A 17,130-nucleotide genomic window follows, 5' to 3' on the forward strand; every position below is an offset into this window, starting at 1 on the left:
TTTTTTGTGCCTTCTGGTCCAAAAAAGGACCCTGTTTAGTATCAAGGTCCCATTAATTGGTATTTCAATTCAATTTTCTGTTTAAGATATCGTCAAAAATAAAACCAAATAGCCTGATTTCCTTATTTAGCATTTTCTTCTAATAGATATTGTCTGATTAGATGTTCTAAAATATCAGCTACCGTGGTGTTATTTTCAACGGCATCGATTTTAAGACGTTTGATCAGCTTATCATCTAGCGTTGTTGTAAACTTCTTTTTCACCAGAGTTCACCACCTTTGTACATAATTGTAATAGCTTTCATCGATTTGGTAAATACGTACGCATAATTTTTTTAATTAAAATTACCGAAAATAAACGCAACAATTCCGCCACCCAAAACAGCAACTATAATTACACCCGCTAACATCACGTTAAATGCCAATCCCAAGCCACCGCAAACTAATAACAAAATAAAAATAATTGGGTGACGAAAACAAAATTTGATAAAACCAATAATTAGTTTGATGAATAGTAAAACAAAAATTAAAACGCCGACGCCGATTCCAAGTTTAGCTCCTTGGGTCATAGCAATTGGCAGTAATAGTGAACTCATTGTCAGTGCTCCCTTTCTCATTTATCCATATATCTGACGCAATGCGTTAATATCTTCCGTTGTTAATACCGTGTGCCCTTGATCAATTGGATACATAACTGAACTAGTCAAAGTGCTATGGGCAAGTCCCAATGCGTGGCCCAACTCATGAGTTGCAACGGATTGTTTAATTGATTCTGTATAAGTAATGTTTAATCCGGCTTCAGCATGGTTTGCAGTATAGGCGCCCCAACCAGTCTGTTCAATCACCGTTGGCCCACCATGGCCTAATTCGACCTCATTAGTTTGAGACTGATCGATTTGCTTATGGTACACAAAAATTTTAATTTGATTTTGTTTGGCAGTACCCTGTCCTGCAACCAGATGAACTAGGCCAGTCGCGTTATAGGTGGCAATTGCCTTTTTAAATACCTCTCTAACTGATTGAGGCACGTTCTTATCAAAATGGTAGTAATAAGTATTGCTTAATGTTTTACCGGCTACGTTTGATTCAATTGGCGTCGCATTCTCACTTGAACTAGTACTAGTAGAGTTTGAACTAGACGTCGATGAGCTAGTGGCACTTTCACTACTACTAGACTCCGATGCCTTTTTGCTTGAATTACCATCAGTAGCGCTTTTGAACTCAGAAACATATTTTTGAACTTTAGCATAAATATTGGTTGGTACGGCCTCTAAGTCAGTATTAGAGTACATTCCACCAATCACAAGTCCAAACAATATCCAAATTATCCAAGATTTATGTCTCATACATTTTTCCTCGCCTTTATATCCTGCATTTTAACCAAAATAGTAGTAACGGTCATCTATTTAGACCCAATCATGACGCAATCTTAACCATTCCTTCAACAAAACAAAATAATCCAATTTTTCATCATAAATGTCTCGAAATCTAATTGGTCTTTCCAATTGTTATGATTTTGACGTACAACAGCGGTAAAATAAAAATCAGTAATACATACTTAGGAGGTATTCGACATGTATGTTTCGTTTAACCGTGATCGTTGGCTTAACATCACGATTGCTGGACTACTGTTTCTAATTGTAATCGCACTTATCAAGTACAACTCTTACCTCTTAGCTTTAATTGATACTTCGATCCAATCAAAGTTGACCGCCAGTCACGCTGGCGTCTTCAGTCATGTTTTTTCAGCCCTTAGTAATCCCGTTGTATGTGGAATTTACGCAGTAATTATTTGGTTTTTGCTATGGGGATTTAAACATAAACTAATTGCAACCTGGGCACTTGCAACTTATTTTGTTGGTCAATTGGTATTTACGATCATCGCTAAGTGGGTTTCGAGAACTCGACCAGCCGGACACTCTTCTAAATTAGTAAGTAGTGGTTTCCCGAGCCATCATCTGTTTGCCATCATGTTGATTTGCTTTATCATCTGGGTTGCCGTTTTTCCTTGGATCACAAAAAATTGGCAGAAGTGGTTAATCATGTTTCTCATGATCCTCATTTGTCTAATTGTCATGGTGGCACGAATCAAAATGTTTGAAAATTATTCATTTGATATGGTTGGCAGTATCCTTCTGTGTTATATCTGGGGACAATTTTCAGAATGGTCTTATCTAAAGTGGTTTGGCACGTTAGGACGATCAAGAATTTTCAGAAATTCGGATTACAACTAGACTGCCCTGCTTTCATTAATCAACATCATTTTAATTTGTCCTAACCAACGGTATAAGCAAAGTGGTACATTAGAATCATAAGCTTTGAAGCGATTCCATTTTGAGAGGAGTAACTATTTATGTATCAAGCAAAACAAGAACGGTATGATCAGATGGTCTATAACCGTGTTGGTAACAGTGGTATTCAACTGTCAGCCATTGGCCTAGGATTATGGCACAATTTTGGTAGTGTAGACGCCTACGAAAACCAAAAGGCAATTATTCATCAGGCCTTTGACCTTGGTATCACCTACTACGATTTAGCAAATAATTACGGCCCTGAGCCTGGTAGTGCCGAGATTAATTTTGGCAGAATTATGGCTGGCGACATGAAATCATATCGTGATGAAATGTTTATTGCAACCAAGGCTGGATACGAAATGTGGCCGGGACCGTATGGAGATTGGGGATCTCGAAAGAGTATCATCGCTAGTGCAAATCAAAGCTTGAAAAGATTAGGACTAGACTATGTAGATGTATTTTATACCCACCGCCCAGATCCAGACACGCCTGTTCAAGAAACCGCAGCAGCTCTTGACCAGCTTGTTCGTGAAGGCAAAACTCTCTATGTCGGGATTTCAAATTATAATGGCAAGCAAACGCAAGCAATTACGAACGAATTCAATAAGTTAGGAACCCCATTTTTAATTCACCAACCGCGCTACAACATGTTTAATCGTGATGTTGAAAGTGACCTATTTCCAGTGTTAACAAAAAATGGTAAAGCAGCAGTTGGATTTAGTTCATTATCTCAAGGATTGTTAACCAATAAATATCTCCATGGCATTCCAGAAAACTCAAGGGCCAACAAATCAACTAGTCCGTTTCTGCAAGAAACCCAAGTTGATCAAACACTGAAAACGGTAGCCAAACTAAATGATCTAGCAACCAAACGAGGCCAAACTCTTGCAGAAATGGCGCTGGCATGGAATCTAAGACAACCGGCAATTGCAACGGTACTGGTAGGTGCCAGCAGGCCAGAGCAGTTAGTAGATAACGTACACGCATTAAACAACTTAAATTTCACAAATGAAGAACTAGATCAAATAGATCAAATTCTTGCAGGACAGGGTGAGATCAGTTGGGGCAAACACTAAGACAGAGTGCGGAAGTCCCACGGGTTGAGACCGATATGTAAGGGCACTATGTGAATTGATCGCGGGCTTGCGATTGATTTGCATAGTGTCCTTACATGTTAGGTCTCAGTGGGACTGTAGCACGTTTCAGAAATCAGAGTGCGGAAGTCCACGGGTTGAGACTGTAGAATAAGGGACTTATGCGGATTAATCGCGGGTTGGGCGATTGATTTGTATAAGTCCCTTATTCTTTAAGTCTCAGTGGACTGCAGCACGTTTCAAAAGACAGAGTGCGGAACCGCCCCAAAATCATCAAAATCCCTAAACTTTGTCCGTTCGAGCCACCAACAAAGCTGCGATAACGGCAACTATAATAATCATTAAATAAGCAACGTTTTGTGTAATGCCAATCGGATTTATTTTAAATGCAAGTCCATATGCAGATGGACCAAGGGCTGCCAAAAAGTAGCCACCGGATTGAGCCATCCCAGACAGCCTGGCAGTCGTCATTGGATCGTTAGTTTTTACGCCAAACATGGTCGTTGCGTAAATAAAAAAGAAACTAATCGACAATCCAATCAATACACTTTCGGTCATCCAAAACACAAACGATGACGTTCCTTGGAAAAACAACATACCACCGGCAATAAGGCCACAAAGGCCACCAAGAAAAATAATGACTGAAGTACCCATTCTACCTAATTGAATTAACAGCCTTGGCATAACTAGGTAGACGGGTATTCCCATCAAAGAATAAACGGCCACGATAATGCCAATACTACCTGGATTTAAATGATGGTACGCCATCAGTACAGGAAACCAGGCGGCTAGCGTATAGTTTAATAATGACTGACAACCAAATGTTATTAAAAAAGGCCACGCCTTAGTATTGGTCCAAATACTTTGACCCTTTTTGGAACGGTTAATTTGCTTATTTCGACTGATCTTTAGTTTCTCCTGAAGTCCACTGCTAGCAAACAACCAAATTGCCATCACTAGTGCAGGAGCAACTGCTAAAATCATAAGAATTGAGCGCCAGCCAAAACCGTTTACAACAGGAGCAGTGATCAGGTTAAATGCACCGCTGCCGAGGTTCATCGAAAACGAATAAAGTGTGGTATATACATCAATTCGATCGGGAAAGTATGCTTTAATAAATGATGGCATATATACATTCAAATGGGCAATTCCGATACCGATGAGAATTGTCCCAATTAGCATCGTTGGCATTGTGACAATTGCACGGATAATCGAACCGAGTAGTAGTAGCAAGATAGAAATTCCCATTGATTTTTTAATACCAATTCTAGCCAACGGAATTGAGGCAAAATTTGAGAAAATTAGAAACATTACTAACGGTAGTGTGGTTAAAATGCCAAGACTGCCTTGTGACACATGCAGACTATCTGCCAGTTGTTTCAAGACTAGTGGCAATGTAGTAATTGGTGCTCGCATTAATGCACCTGTTGCAATTACCGCTAATAATAACCCAATTGTTGTCTTCTTTTGCTTGGTCACTTTAAACACTCTTTCTCATATCTATAGCTAAATTTATTAATCAAAAACGTGGACGACGACTGTCATTCACGTTTTTTGATTATATAAGTATCAATTATAAACTATCTTCGACAAGTATTGGTGACTTTCTATCATTTCACTGTAATTCCACTAATCAGTTAAATTAATTTCATAAATTCGACTGGTATGTGGGGAAAATTTCTTAGTAGCAAGCTTACAATCATAAAACGATTATTTAATTGCAAACCAGTGTCCGATTCACCATCTAGTATATGCCGGATTGAGATTAACGGTCCGCCATTGCGGGTTGATTAGGTGTATTATCCTGGTCATCGCGAACCCAATGTGTCAGTCTGGGCATGTGTAATTCAATGAATCCAACTATTCGTCCCGATAATAGTGCCGATAACACAGTTCCCTCACGTACACCTATTAACTGATGACTGAACAATAGACCAATAATCACTGCTCCAATTACCATCGTAATATCACTACGCACTTTCATTCTAGAAAATGCGATCCGCAAAACATAAGCAAAAGCAAATGAGATCCCTTCACCTGCCATCATAATTGTACGAGAGTTAACTTCGAAAAATACGCCAGTTGCTAGTAAAACTATACTTAATAAAGTTAAACCAATCTGAACACCATAATTTGGCAACTTTATAAAACTAAATAGTTTAACGAACCAATCGATCAGTGCTCCAAACAACATTGACGGTAATAACTGAACAACATTCAAAAAAGTAAAATTATGTCTCAAAACAATCCATTCCAGCACAACAAGTAAAAAGTTAAAAATAATTGTCCACTGGCCAATCGTTAAATTACTAACCTCACTCAATACATTTGGCACACTTGAAATTGGTGAAGTTCCCAGTAACGCAATCTTAGCCAATGCAACGCTGGCGCCCATTAGAGCAATACCAAATATAAGGCAAGCGTAGTGTTTAATTACGCCTAGTATCCCCAATTTTTTTAACATCAATTTGATTCCTCCAATCCTTGATAGACTTTATCAAGCTCCCTAGCCAAAACAGCTTGATCGATTTCTGGGTTATTTTTAAATAACCGATCCCACCACTCATCCATATTTTCGTGCAATTTAACAACTAATTCAGTTCCACTCGCAGTCATTGTAATAACACGTGCCCGTCGGTCAGATGGCAAAACCTCTCGTTTTATCCAACCTTTATTGGCTAGCATTTTTAAATCCTTAGCCAGTAAGCTTGGATCAAGAGCCATTGCTTTGGCAATCTTTAGCTGTGTTAATCGTGGATGGTCATTTATAAACAACAGAACGTCACTTTGTGCTGCACGAATATCGAACCCCGCAATTTGACGCTTTTGGTATTCCTTCGAATGACGATAAATTTCAGCAATACGTTGATCAAATCGATATGTAGTCATCAAGTTTTCTCTTTTCTCTTGTATATTTAAAAGTAGTGGACTTTTTCCGTTAAATTCTTTTTTTAGTGATTTGTCAAATCTTAGTTTTCATTTATTTTGAATTCTTTGTCTGACAATCTTGTCTAGTACAGGTCCGTAGACGAGGTTTCTGTGCTTAACCAAATAAATATGGTAACCCCCAAACCAGGGATTACCATATTTATTCCGTTAATGCACAAAAACTATTCCATCTACTCCGTTATCTTATATTGTATTCGTCCACACGCCACTGTCCGTCACGAAATACAAATGTCGTATAACTGCCGTTGTCTGGTGCGTCTACATCTAATGGATCCCAATTTTCAAACTTTGTTGCCATTGTTCTGATTAATGTTCCATGAGATACAATCAAAATATTTTGATTTTCCGTAGTTTCAAACGGCTCAAGTCCGTCGTTAATTCGTCGCCAAACTTCATCATTATTCTCGGCCATTCCCATTGGATCAGCATCTTTCATCCAATTACGAGCAGTTTTTGCATCAGTTGCTCTGAGAATTTCAATTTTGTTATGATAACCGTGAGGAGCACCAGTCTTTTCCCAGCTTTCTTTACGACCAAGTCCTTCAAATGAACCAAAAAATACTTCTCTAAAATTTGAATCCGTAATAACTGATTCATCACCCAGATAATGATTTTCTCGAATAATTTCTTTAGCCGTATTCATTGCGCGTAGAAGATCTGATGAATAAACTGCGTCAAACTGAACATCAGCTAATAACTTACCAGCACTTTTAGCATCCGCCCAACCCTTTTCAGTCAGAGGTGAATCCGCCCAGCCCTGCATTTTTTTCATTATGTTAAACAATGTTTCGCCGTGACGTACGAAAAATAATTTTGTCATGATTGTCCTCCCGTAGAACTGCTCGATTATATCTAAATCTATTCTACCTAAATTTGTTGCAGTCGTACACGGATTTGAAAATAATAGTTGCGTAACAATGATTTTACTTATCTAATTATTTTCGTTCTTAAAACTCAAAAAAGGAGTCAGGCTCTGCAATGTAAGACAAAAGGACAGCTATCCCAAACCCTGATAACTTTAACCTCATCTGCATTCTAGCGGAAACGTGAAAAAGGAGTCAGACTCTGCAATGTAAGGCAAAAGGACAGCTATCCCAACCCCGGATAACTGTCCTTTTGCCTTACATAACTGAGCCTTAACGACTCCTTTTTCACTCTATATTATTCAGCAGCTTGTGTTCCAGTTGATGCTGAAGCATATGCTGTCAATACATCATGCAATGATGACTTGCCGCTTGCTTGTTGTGTAGCAACACGTGCACTTGAAGTCTCAACGTCAGCGAATGCCTTTAAGAAACCTTCACCATGATTTGATGCGGAAGTCTTAGCTTCGGCACCTGCAACACGGGCAGTTGCTGTTTGTGCATCAGCATATGCTGTGAGGAAACTAGTCTTTGACTTTGATGCGGCTGCTTCACTAGTGTCAACACGAGCACTTGAAGTTTCAACATCGGTAAATGCTGAAGCAAACTTTGAGTTCGTCTTAACTGCTTGTGCTGTAGCAACTTGGGCATTTGCCAATTGTGCCTGTGCAGCATTGTCAGCAATCTTCTTGAATGTAATCTTCTTAGTGTTACTTGCTTGTGCAGTAACACCGGCAGCAGTTTCAGTCTGAACAGATGCAGCTGCATCACTAAATGATGACGCATTAGCTGTTCCGGCCAATCCCAAAATTCCAAAACTTACAGCAGCAGTTGTTAACAAAACATTCTTTACATTCATTTTTTAATTCTCCTTATACCAATCACATTTTTTAATTTATCAAACCAGAAAACAACAAACATCCGAGCAAACTAAGAATTTGTGGTTTTTTGTGATCATCACCTTGCCTAGGATGATGGCGAAGATCATCTCAATTACTGGTTCAAAGCTATCGCTCTCTTACGGATGAATACTATAGCACCATTCTTGATCCTTGTATACAAGTTTTTGAAAACTTTTTTCACAAGTTCAGTGATGTTATTAGTGATAATTCCTATTAATTAAGAGTTTGTGGTTTGTTGTTTCAAACAATTAACTGATATAAAGATATAATTCACAAAGTGTACTTTTTATCGAAATCGGTTTCAATTTTAAGAAAACGCTTTCTAAATAACAATTGATGAATCCTTATGTAGCTTGATATATTACAAATTAATGTATGATGGTACACGATACTCAAAACAAATTGACAAATGAAATGTTTTTCCCATAACTAATATATTAGTTATTCAATTTTAGGCCTGTTTATACTTAAAATGAAATGTTTTATCAATACTCAAACGTTTGTGTGTATTCCAAGCATCATCTATGTAATTGCTTTCTTGCTTATCATCATGCCAATTATCATTTTGTTTTTAATTAATTTATTAGTGAAATTAATCAAGCAGATCTTATTTTCTTGAATACAAGTTATGTAAAAAAACGATAACCGGCCCAAATCGGTTATCGTTTTTATCTCTATTATTATGGTTAGTCTGTTTATTTACGTTTGTAAGAGGAAAATTATTCTAATTCTTGATACTTAAAATAATCAAAATCTGCTGGTAATTTTGAACCCGTCAAATCAGAACTGAATACGCCTGTGAACGCACCTGTAAAGAAAGCATATCCGCCGTAATTCATCAAAATGTAATCATCGGATAATTTTAACGAATCAAAGGTTACGGGAATGTCCTGCCATTCCTGACCATCAAACGAGTATGCATACGAATAGTTTTCATGGCGCACCTTTGTTTTGAAATATACGCTTGTAACATCATCTGGAATACTAATCGCATTATCTTTTAAGTAGAAAGTAAAGTTTTCTGCATCACAACTTAACACTTCAATACAACGGCCTTGCTTCTCGTTGTACGTAATGTAAGCAGCTGTGTAATCAACGGAGTCATAATAGTTTACCATACCAGCCATTTGTTGATAGTTCTCTGGTTGATAATCAACTTTTGTCTCTGAGTCGAACGAGAATGCCTGCCAACGACGAACCACGAGCGACAGATTGAATAACGAGCTCAGTGATTCATGCCCATAGAGGCGTAGGTAACCTGGTCGATCTACTAGTGATACACCAACCTCTTCAGATGGTAGCCTAAGCGTGTTGAAGTTAATATTTAACTGATCACCACTAAAATCATCCTTAACTGGATAAGTTGCCTTAGCTTCTGTGGATGTGACAAATGACGGCGCATCTACCTCTCTTGATCCGGCCTTACCGCCTACGACATGTGGCCAGCCATCATTATCCCATTCAATCTTTTCAATTGATGTCTCACGTCCTAATGGTGCCCATCCACGGGGTTCAATCACTGACTCATTAGCATGATGCAATGTTCTTGCCATTAAATGAGCCATATACCACTCGTGGTCAGGAGTCTCAATTAATGAACCATGACCACATTTTTGCAAGTAATTGTGTGAGTCGTCCATGGCTGTTAGCAATGGTTCTCCAGGCTCTGCATCATATGGCCCTAGTAAATTCTTAGAACGAGCAACTACTTCTTGATGAGGCCAATTCGTTCCACCTTGAGCACAAAATAGGTAATAGAAATCATTAATAAAGTATAAATGTGGTCCCTCAGTAATACGATCAGCTGTACCATTCCAAATAATCTTTGGTTCACCAATCAGCTTCTGGTCTTCAACCGAATATTCTCGTAACTGAATACCATGGAATTGATGGAGATAATTTCTTTGATCCCACACCATATTAATTAAATATTTTTTCCCATCTGGCGCATGAAACAATGATGCATCAAATCCGTTGCTGTTCAAATATATTGGATCAGACCAAGGCCCATGAATACTCTCGGCAGTCGTTAAGAAATTAGGTGTATCTTTGAAAGCTCCACGCATCGATTTAACATTAGAATAAACGAGCCAAAATTTGCCGCCCGAATACGTTAGATCAGGTGCCCAAACACCGCCAGAATCCGGTACCCCAGTCATATCAAGCAACCGTTTGCTATCTAGTGGCTTTTCAACTAACTCCCAGTTAATCAGATCCTTGGAATGGTGAATCTGAACACCTGGAAACCAGTGAAAAGTCGAATTAGCAATGTAATAGTCATCGCCCACCCTCAATAAACTTGGGTCAGGGTTAAAGCCCCTAATAACTGGATTAACTATCTTCATATATAATTCCTCCTAAAGCTACACTAAATACCTTCTGCAGACTGCTCAGTTACACCTTTTGCTTCAATTTCGTCATTCATCTTCTTAACCTGATCATCAGTTAAGTTATAGAATGCGAAATCAATGATGGCTAAGATTAGAAAAGCAACTGGGATTAATGTCTGAACAAGTAAAATACCTTGCATTGAGTGTGCAGATTGAGTGGCATGGTTAGCATTAAATGCAAATGCGGCTAAAACATAGCCGGGAACAACCCCACCAAGTGCCATCCCAAATTTGAAGAAGAAACCAACAATCGCATTCACAATTCCATTTTCACGCTTACCGGTCTTCCATTCACCATATGTGATCGTTTCAGGTACTAAAGCCCACATGAAGGTGGTTGCTTCAGTAATCCCCATTTGTCCGACAATTCTAAGAGCAAATAAGGCAGTAACATTAGTCGCTGGAACAAAATACATTGCGGTTAAACATACTGCTGCAAGAATTAAGCTTCCCATCACTAAACGTTTCTTACCAAATGTCTTATTCATCCATGGTGTTAATGGAACTAAGATGAATGCTGGCAATCCAGGTAAAAGGTTAAATAAAGGTAGTAAATCAGGTCGGTTCATGTTGTATGAAACGTAGTATGAACTAACTGAGTTAACAACTGACATCAAACCGAAAGTAATGATGAAGAAGATTGCTAATACTCGGAGTGGTCGGTTAATAACCAATTGATGGAATAAATCCTTAACGTGAACATTGGCTTGCTTGTCAGCAGGTAACGTAATCCGTTCCTTAGTTTGTGAGAAACAGAATACAAGCACAAGAGCACCAACGATGCCGTACATACTTAAAGTGAAGAACCAACCCATTCGTGCGCTGGGTCCTGAGTATGAACCACCTGAAAATAATTTAACAAAAATTGGAATACCATAAGAAACACACATTCCACCAAGGTTTGCCAGGAACATACGAACTGAACTCATCTTAACAATTTCATCGTTATCACGAGTCATCGCAGCGTTCAGTGAACCATAAGGAATATTCACCGTCGTATAAATTAATGAAAGGCCAACGTATGTGACATAGGCGTAAATTAATTTACCCATTTGGCCAAATCCAGGCGTGTAGAAACAAAGAATTGCCATTACTGCAAAGGGTACAGCCATGTAAAGTAGGAATCCACGATACTTACCAAAACGGTTAGTATGCTTGTCGATCAGAGTACCAACGATTGGATCGTTGATCGCATCAATGACACGAACCACCAAGAACATGGTTGCTGCATCTGCCGGTGGTAAACCAAAAACATTGGTGTAGAAGAATAGCAGATAAGTTGAAACTGTATTATAAATTAAGTTTTGTGCAAAATCACCGGTACCATAACCAAACATTTTAAAGAAGGATAGTTTGGGTAACTTTGTCGCTTCTGTTTGAGTTTCCATAAGTTTTATACCTCCCAGGTATCTAGAAATCACCTATTTTTGTAGGGCCCCACAACATGTTAGTTGATTTCATAAACAATCGTATCACCCGGTGAAAACGATTACAATTGAATCCATATCAGCATGTGAGCAAAAAATATCATCACCTGATATGAGTGTCATTTCAATGATCGTATAGATATGTATTCGTTTGAAAGCGCTGTATAATTAGCTTAAAGTATAAAATCGATAAGTGGGTGATTAATTTGACAGAGCTCCTAAAAAACGCTAAACGTCTTCCAGCCTTCAACTGGAACTACACGTTTTTTGGATCACATCTTCAAACTGTAAATAAGGGATGGAATTATCCTAAAGAGACTCATACGGCATTCGAGGTTATATATGTATTGAAAGGTGTCGAAGAAATAGAATACGACACAATCTCTTATTCAATCAATGCAGGCGAATTTACAGTTATCGTTCCCAATACGGCTCACCGATGTAAGGCAGCTGAAGATCTCACTTATTTCACCTTTCATTTTGACTTAGACGACCCATCATTAGAGGAAACACTGATTGGTAACCCCAAGCTGGTATACAGAAAAAATAACGAAACTACTGCAAGTATCACAGAAAAATTCGACAGTATGTTAAACGTGTTATCTGAGAACAGCGATGGTGATTATGATTTTGGTGACAGAATCATGATTCAAATCCAACTTTCACAAGTAATTAGTACACTGTACGAAAGCATTAAAAAAGTTAATGTGAACGTTAATCTCTATAATGTTCAATATGCAAAACGAATTAGAATTGCGATTAAAAATGAAATGCAACGTTTAGTTTATGACGATAATGACCCCGAACAAATTGAAAACACTGATATCATTAAAAAAGTTTGCGACCAACTAAATCTCAGTGTCGGATATGCTTCAAGGGTATTCCGTGAGTCTTATGGATTGTCTCCAAAGGCTTTACCTATCAAGTGTGAAACAACAAATTGCCCAGAATCTGTTGTTAAAGCCTCAATACAGCATCAATGATATTAGTTACATTATGGGCTATAAAAATTCCGGTAATTTTAGTAGACAATTTAAAATCTGGACGGGTTACTCACCAAAACAATTTAGAAATAAGAGTTCGAATTACTTCTTAGATAAAAAGCTCTTCTCGGAAAATTTTGTCACCTACAACGAAGATCCCGAAAACGATGTTTATCGAAGCTTTGAAAGTGATGAACCGTAGAGACATATTAAAAATGGTGAAGCAAGACATTATGAGTCTTGCTTCACCATTTTCTATTTACCAATACCGACAACCCTAAATATTTGTTCCGCCGTTGTAACTGCATCTAATTCGATTGAATCAACTGCCTGCTCTAACGTCTTAGGCCCAACAGTAGTTGTAAACACTGCGCTAAACCCAATGTCTAGTAACTTACTCATCTCAACATTTGTGTTTCCAACTATTCCGATCACGGGAACTCCAAGTTGTTTACCAATTCCAGCAATTTGACACGAAACTTTGCCATCAAGTGACTGCGCATCAAGATTGCCCTCACCGGTAACAACAATGTCGTTTTTTGAAACGGTCTCCTCAATTTTCAACATTTTGATCATTTCGGGCATTGATTGTACAATTTGGCCATTCAAAAAAGATAGAATACCAAATCCTAATCCTCCTGCCGCACCGCTGCCCACGTCATTGCGATGGTCATGTCCACTTGCATTGACAACAATGCCTGCAACACGGCTTATCTGATGGTCAATTTTTGACATCTTGTCAATTTCAATGCCCTTTTGTCTGCCATATACATATGTTGCTCCATTTTCACCCAAAAGTGGATTGACTACGTCAGCAAATCCCGTGAATTTTATCTTTTTTAAATCTTGATCAACTTTGCTATTATCAATACTCTTAATTTGGTCAAAATTTTTAAGCAGTGCTGGCACAGAGAAACCATTTTCGTCATTAAATTGATAACCAATTGCCTCCGCCATTCCCAACCCAGCGTCATTAGTAGCACTACCACCTAACCCAATTAAAATTTCGCTTGGCTTTTCCTGTTTCACAATTTTTAAAATTAATTTTCCCAATCCGTAAGATGTTGCATTTTGTGGATCATCACCTGCTTGACGTTGGGATAACCCCGCAGCCTCTGCAACTTCTATAATGGCCTTACTATCTGCTATCCCCCACTGAGCAATCTGTTTACGTCCATATGCACCCGTGATCTCAGTTTTGTGCATTTCTCCACCCAGGTAATCGGTGAGAATTCGAGTAAAACCCTCTCCACCGTCGGTAATTGGAATTTTAGTTACTTTAAAATTCCGGTCAGCCTTATGAATACCAGTTTCAAGGTAATTTTCTATTTGGATAGATGACGCACTACCCTTAAATGAATCAACAACTAAGCAAATATTTTTCATACCATGCCTCATAAATTGTAGTTTTAACATAATGATAGCACCTAACGTTCACTTACTCATCAATCTTCCTGTGTTTCTCTTCTGGTTCGTTGAATTTAGGAATAAAACGACCAGCAAAATGATATTTGTCCCGATTTTTTAAATATAAAATTCCAAAAATCACTGCGCCAACAAAATTTACCATTAAATCTTTCATAGTATCTAATAACCCAATATCAAGATATCCATTAATTTCGTGATAATGGTGTGATCCAGCCATCATAACTTTCACCGACTTAATATGATCCCAAATAACCGGGTTATTAACATGCTCGGGATTTAGCTTAACCGAGACAATTTTATGAATTATCGTATCTTTTTGCATGTCCATGTTAAAAAACACATCAACGCCAAACTCAAAGAATTCCCACAGTACTCCAATCGTCATCGAGAAACAAAACGCAAATAACGTGACAAACACTGGTGACATTTTGATATAAAAACGGTCCTCACGATTTAAAATATCTATCAGTGAAAAACCAATTGCGGTCGCTAGAAATCCATTCAACACATGCAATATGAGATCCCAATATTTAAAGGTCCCATAAAAATTATGAATCTCGCCTAGAATTTCAGCTGAAAAAATAAACAACAATATAATGACTTCTAATGTGGTTGGTAGAATAATAGATGATCGTTTTTCAATGGTCTGCGGAATCATAAACAAAAGCAACGTTAATAAGCACATCAACACACCTTCCAAGTTCTCTAAAAAAAATTGACGAACCATCGTTGCAATCACGATAATCCCCAAAATCAAATGAACCCGAAAATAAATTGGCGTACGCTTCTTGATTTGCTTCATCGTATGCTCCTTTGTGACTACTACTCATCCAAAATTAATCGAAATATATTCGTTAGTTAGATTATAGTTAATTTTGTTGAAGACCGCAAAGTTAACCATTCTGACTAACCACGATACCAATAAATTCAGGATGTTGTCTTAAAAAAGCAACCTTATCTCGGCCCGCATTAGGTTCAAATTGTTTCACCATTTTGTATGCTGTTAAATCTTCAATTTGTTGTGGTCGTCCGTGAAGTTTCATCCGATTGTATTTGACAATTTCAGCTACATTATCTTGATTTTGAGCTCGAATAATAAATTGCTGGTTCTTAATATCAACTGCCAAATAGTAATGACACATTCTAACAGTCAGAGGGGGAACACCATTTTTTATTAATTGTAACTGTTGATTAATTGATTTTAGTTCGTCTTGAAGCTCTAGTAAATCGTCACACATAGTACATGTTTGTGGTAATGTACCAGCAACATGATTATGAAACGTTTCGTCGTGAGTTGTCATTGTATCAGCTATTTTTGCCAATAACAGGCCACGATATTTCTTTAAGGTAAATCTACTTTGATTATCCATTACGCCATCCCCACAATTGATCAAATTCATTGAACTAATCGTAAATTAGTTATGTCATATGAGAAAGTAGTATCAGATGAGTCGAAAATGAGATTTTGTCAGAATATATATTTTAGCTTCATAACTGACATACTCATGTTATTTATTAACGAATCATTAATATTTCATTAAAAAATCCATTGACAATGTATCACTAAATTATTAACATTTATAGCAGTGCTTGAGATTCTTAGTCTCATAATCAATCTAAATAATGTGGTGATTATAGTGGTAAAAAGGTACGACAGTGAAAAAATTCAAGAACTGATTTATAACATATACAAGGCATACGGGTTTACTGAAGAGGAAAGCCAAGAAGTAGCTCACATGTTAATCTACACCGACTTAATCGGAATTGAATCCCACGGTGTCCAACGAATGATTATGTATGATGATTTCATTCGGAATGGTAAGATTCGAGTACATAACAAACCAGAAATCGTTAAAGAAACAGATGTTAGTGCAGTTGTTGACGCCCACTTTGGTTTAGGTCAACTAAATGGTATCTATAGCATGAAACTAGCAATCAAAAAAGCGAAAGAACATGGTATCGGTATGGTGACAACAAGACGATCAGGTCACTATGGTATCGCAGGATACTACGCTAATATGGCAGCCGAAGAAGGACTAATCGGGATGTCGTCGTGTAATTCACGTCCGGCTATGTTGCCAACACACGCAACCAAGGCTCTTGTCGGCACTAACCCGATTGCATTTGCTATGCCGGCCAAGCCAAATACTTTTATTTTCGACGCCGCCACGACTACTGTTCCTCAGGGTAAAATTGAAGTCTACCGTAAATTAGGTAAAGATTTACCTGCATTATGGGTCGCAAAAGATGGTGAAACACCAGTTAATGATCATAATGATTCTGTCGATCTGGACTTACTTCGTGATCCAAACGCTAATGTTGGATTGGCACCATTAGGTGGAGTCACAGAAGACACTGGCAGTCACAAAGGGTTTGGACTTGGTGTCATCGTTGAGGTCTTTACTTCGATTCTTTCAATGGGTAACACCTCTAGTGAAATCACCCCAGATGATCTATCGGTCGGTCCTTGTCAAAGTTTTACCGCCATTGATCCATCTATTTTTGGCGACAAAGATGCAATCATCAATAAGTTTTCCAATTACCTGCAAGAAATTCGTGACTTGCCATCCGTTCCTGGTAAGCCAGTCATCGTTGCCGGTGATAAGGAAGCAACAGCTTACAAAGATCGCTCAAATAATGGGATTGAGATTGATGACAAAACTTTAGCCGAAGTAGAAGGAATCGCTGATCGACTTGGTGTTTCCTACGAACAATTCGTTAAATAGTTTGTCAAAATATAAAAAATCAGGAGCAACAGAATTTTTTTGGCTCTACAATATTTGGTACTGATAGATTTTCAC

General features: G+C 38.0%; 18 protein-coding genes. 5 read left to right on the top strand and 13 right to left on the bottom strand.

The features are described from left to right. Window positions 1-122: 122 nt before the first annotated feature. The 3 genes from FD16_RS13025 to FD16_RS06845 form a co-directional block, all read right to left on the bottom strand. On the bottom strand, window positions 123-263 hold the full coding sequence (locus FD16_RS13025; protein ID WP_164478691.1) for a hypothetical protein: 141 nt from the start codon (window positions 261-263) through the stop codon (window positions 123-125). Between the two features lie 71 nt (window positions 264-334). Then, window positions 335-595: a hypothetical protein gene (locus FD16_RS06840; RefSeq protein ID WP_010622707.1), complete on the bottom strand. Its 261-nt coding sequence runs from the start codon at window positions 593-595 to the stop codon at window positions 335-337. A gap of 21 nt (window positions 596-616) precedes the next feature. Next, entirely contained in the window at window positions 617-1,345 is a 729-nt protein-coding gene (locus FD16_RS06845; protein WP_029508411.1) for a M57 family metalloprotease, read from the bottom strand. Window positions 1,346-1,573: 228 nt separating this feature from the next. Between FD16_RS06845 and FD16_RS06850 the strand changes: the two genes are divergently transcribed. Together FD16_RS06850 and FD16_RS06855 are read left to right on the top strand one after the other, a co-directional pair. Beyond that, entirely contained in the window at window positions 1,574-2,233 is a 660-nt protein-coding gene (locus FD16_RS06850) for a phosphatase (RefSeq protein ID WP_010622705.1), read from the top strand. 119 nt (window positions 2,234-2,352) lie between these two features. Beyond that, window positions 2,353-3,369: an aldo/keto reductase gene (locus tag FD16_RS06855; RefSeq protein ID WP_010622704.1), complete on the top strand. Its 1,017-nt coding sequence runs from the start codon at window positions 2,353-2,355 to the stop codon at window positions 3,367-3,369. Window positions 3,370-3,669: 300 nt separating this feature from the next. On the opposite strand, the gene FD16_RS06860 is transcribed toward FD16_RS06855, so the two are convergent. The 7 genes from FD16_RS06860 to FD16_RS06890 form a co-directional block, all read right to left on the bottom strand. Next, window positions 3,670-4,866 carry an MFS transporter gene (locus FD16_RS06860; RefSeq protein WP_010622703.1) on the bottom strand — a complete coding sequence of 399 codons (1,197 nt, stop codon included), beginning with the start codon at window positions 4,864-4,866 and terminating at the stop codon, window positions 3,670-3,672. 286 nt (window positions 4,867-5,152) lie between these two features. Then, window positions 5,153-5,851, bottom strand: a complete 699-nt coding sequence (locus FD16_RS06865; protein WP_010622702.1) for a YczE/YyaS/YitT family protein — start codon at window positions 5,849-5,851, stop codon at window positions 5,153-5,155. Beyond that, window positions 5,851-6,276 carry a MarR family winged helix-turn-helix transcriptional regulator gene (locus tag FD16_RS06870; protein ID WP_010622701.1) on the bottom strand — a complete coding sequence of 142 codons (426 nt, stop codon included), beginning with the start codon at window positions 6,274-6,276 and terminating at the stop codon, window positions 5,851-5,853. Before FD16_RS06870 ends, FD16_RS06865 begins: the two co-directional genes overlap by 1 nt. Window positions 6,277-6,514: 238 nt before the next feature. Beyond that, on the bottom strand, window positions 6,515-7,156 hold the full coding sequence (locus tag FD16_RS06875; RefSeq protein WP_010622700.1) for a histidine phosphatase family protein: 642 nt from the start codon (window positions 7,154-7,156) through the stop codon (window positions 6,515-6,517). A gap of 341 nt (window positions 7,157-7,497) precedes the next feature. Beyond that, window positions 7,498-8,058 carry a hypothetical protein gene (locus tag FD16_RS06880; RefSeq protein WP_010622699.1) on the bottom strand — a complete coding sequence of 187 codons (561 nt, stop codon included), beginning with the start codon at window positions 8,056-8,058 and terminating at the stop codon, window positions 7,498-7,500. Window positions 8,059-8,820: 762 nt separating this feature from the next. Then, window positions 8,821-10,446 (bottom strand): glycoside hydrolase family 43 protein, encoded by a 1,626-nt coding sequence (locus tag FD16_RS06885; RefSeq protein WP_010622698.1) that lies wholly within the window; start codon window positions 10,444-10,446, stop codon window positions 8,821-8,823. A 23-nt stretch (window positions 10,447-10,469) separates the two neighbouring features. Further along, window positions 10,470-11,879 carry a glycoside-pentoside-hexuronide (GPH):cation symporter gene (locus FD16_RS06890; RefSeq protein ID WP_010622697.1) on the bottom strand — a complete coding sequence of 470 codons (1,410 nt, stop codon included), beginning with the start codon at window positions 11,877-11,879 and terminating at the stop codon, window positions 10,470-10,472. A 245-nt stretch (window positions 11,880-12,124) separates the two neighbouring features. On the opposite strand from FD16_RS06890, the gene FD16_RS06895 reads away from it, so the two are divergent. Next, complete coding sequence (locus tag FD16_RS06895; RefSeq protein WP_010622696.1) at window positions 12,125-12,901, top strand: AraC family ligand binding domain-containing protein; 777 nt, start codon at window positions 12,125-12,127, stop codon at window positions 12,899-12,901. After that, window positions 12,813-13,103, top strand: a complete 291-nt coding sequence (locus FD16_RS13355) for a helix-turn-helix domain-containing protein (protein ID WP_353424619.1) — start codon at window positions 12,813-12,815, stop codon at window positions 13,101-13,103. The genes FD16_RS06895 and FD16_RS13355 overlap by 89 nt, the downstream gene beginning before the upstream one ends. A gap of 53 nt (window positions 13,104-13,156) precedes the next feature. On the opposite strand, the gene FD16_RS06900 is transcribed toward FD16_RS13355, so the two are convergent. The 3 genes from FD16_RS06900 to FD16_RS06910 form a co-directional block, all read right to left on the bottom strand. Next, complete coding sequence (locus FD16_RS06900) at window positions 13,157-14,317, bottom strand: glycerate kinase family protein (protein ID WP_010622695.1); 1,161 nt, start codon at window positions 14,315-14,317, stop codon at window positions 13,157-13,159. A 22-nt stretch (window positions 14,318-14,339) separates the two neighbouring features. Continuing rightward, window positions 14,340-15,131, bottom strand: coding sequence for a DUF2238 domain-containing protein (locus tag FD16_RS06905; RefSeq protein ID WP_010622694.1), 792 nt, complete (start codon window positions 15,129-15,131; stop codon window positions 14,340-14,342). A gap of 91 nt (window positions 15,132-15,222) precedes the next feature. Then, the gene (locus tag FD16_RS06910) at window positions 15,223-15,699 is read right to left on the bottom strand and encodes a hypothetical protein (protein ID WP_010622693.1); all 477 of its coding nucleotides are present in this window, start codon (window positions 15,697-15,699) and stop codon (window positions 15,223-15,225) included. A gap of 267 nt (window positions 15,700-15,966) precedes the next feature. Here FD16_RS06910 and FD16_RS06915 point away from each other — a divergent pair, with 267 nt between their 5' ends. Beyond that, on the top strand, window positions 15,967-17,055 hold the full coding sequence (locus FD16_RS06915) for an Ldh family oxidoreductase (protein WP_010622692.1): 1,089 nt from the start codon (window positions 15,967-15,969) through the stop codon (window positions 17,053-17,055). The last annotated feature ends 75 nt before the right edge of the window (window positions 17,056-17,130 follow it).

Source organism: Paucilactobacillus suebicus DSM 5007 = KCTC 3549 (assembly GCF_001434475.1).
Classification (GTDB): domain Bacteria; phylum Bacillota; class Bacilli; order Lactobacillales; family Lactobacillaceae; genus Paucilactobacillus; species Paucilactobacillus suebicus.

Bases quoted from the DNA above. Each gene is read 5' to 3' on its own strand.
- FD16_RS06840 (WP_010622707.1), bottom strand. From the start codon at position 595: ATGAGTTCACTATTACTGCCAATTGCTATGACCCAAGGAGCTAAACTT.
- FD16_RS06845 (WP_029508411.1), bottom strand. From the start codon at position 1,345: ATGAGACATAAATCTTGGATAATTTGGATATTGTTTGGACTTGTGATT.
- FD16_RS06850 (WP_010622705.1), top strand. From the start codon at position 1,574: ATGTATGTTTCGTTTAACCGTGATCGTTGGCTTAACATCACGATTGCT.
- FD16_RS06855 (WP_010622704.1), top strand. From the start codon at position 2,353: ATGTATCAAGCAAAACAAGAACGGTATGATCAGATGGTCTATAACCGT.
- FD16_RS06865 (WP_010622702.1), bottom strand. From the start codon at position 5,851: ATGTTAAAAAAATTGGGGATACTAGGCGTAATTAAACACTACGCTTGC.
- FD16_RS06870 (WP_010622701.1), bottom strand. From the start codon at position 6,276: ATGACTACATATCGATTTGATCAACGTATTGCTGAAATTTATCGTCAT.
- FD16_RS06875 (WP_010622700.1), bottom strand. From the start codon at position 7,156: ATGACAAAATTATTTTTCGTACGTCACGGCGAAACATTGTTTAACATA.
- FD16_RS06880 (WP_010622699.1), bottom strand. From the start codon at position 8,058: ATGAATGTAAAGAATGTTTTGTTAACAACTGCTGCTGTAAGTTTTGGA.
- FD16_RS06885 (WP_010622698.1), bottom strand. From the start codon at position 10,446: ATGAAGATAGTTAATCCAGTTATTAGGGGCTTTAACCCTGACCCAAGT.
- FD16_RS06890 (WP_010622697.1), bottom strand. From the start codon at position 11,879: ATGGAAACTCAAACAGAAGCGACAAAGTTACCCAAACTATCCTTCTTT.
- FD16_RS13355 (WP_353424619.1), top strand. From the start codon at position 12,813: ATGGATTGTCTCCAAAGGCTTTACCTATCAAGTGTGAAACAACAAATT.
- FD16_RS06900 (WP_010622695.1), bottom strand. From the start codon at position 14,317: ATGTTAAAACTACAATTTATGAGGCATGGTATGAAAAATATTTGCTTA.
- FD16_RS06905 (WP_010622694.1), bottom strand. From the start codon at position 15,131: ATGAAGCAAATCAAGAAGCGTACGCCAATTTATTTTCGGGTTCATTTG.
- FD16_RS06910 (WP_010622693.1), bottom strand. From the start codon at position 15,699: ATGGATAATCAAAGTAGATTTACCTTAAAGAAATATCGTGGCCTGTTA.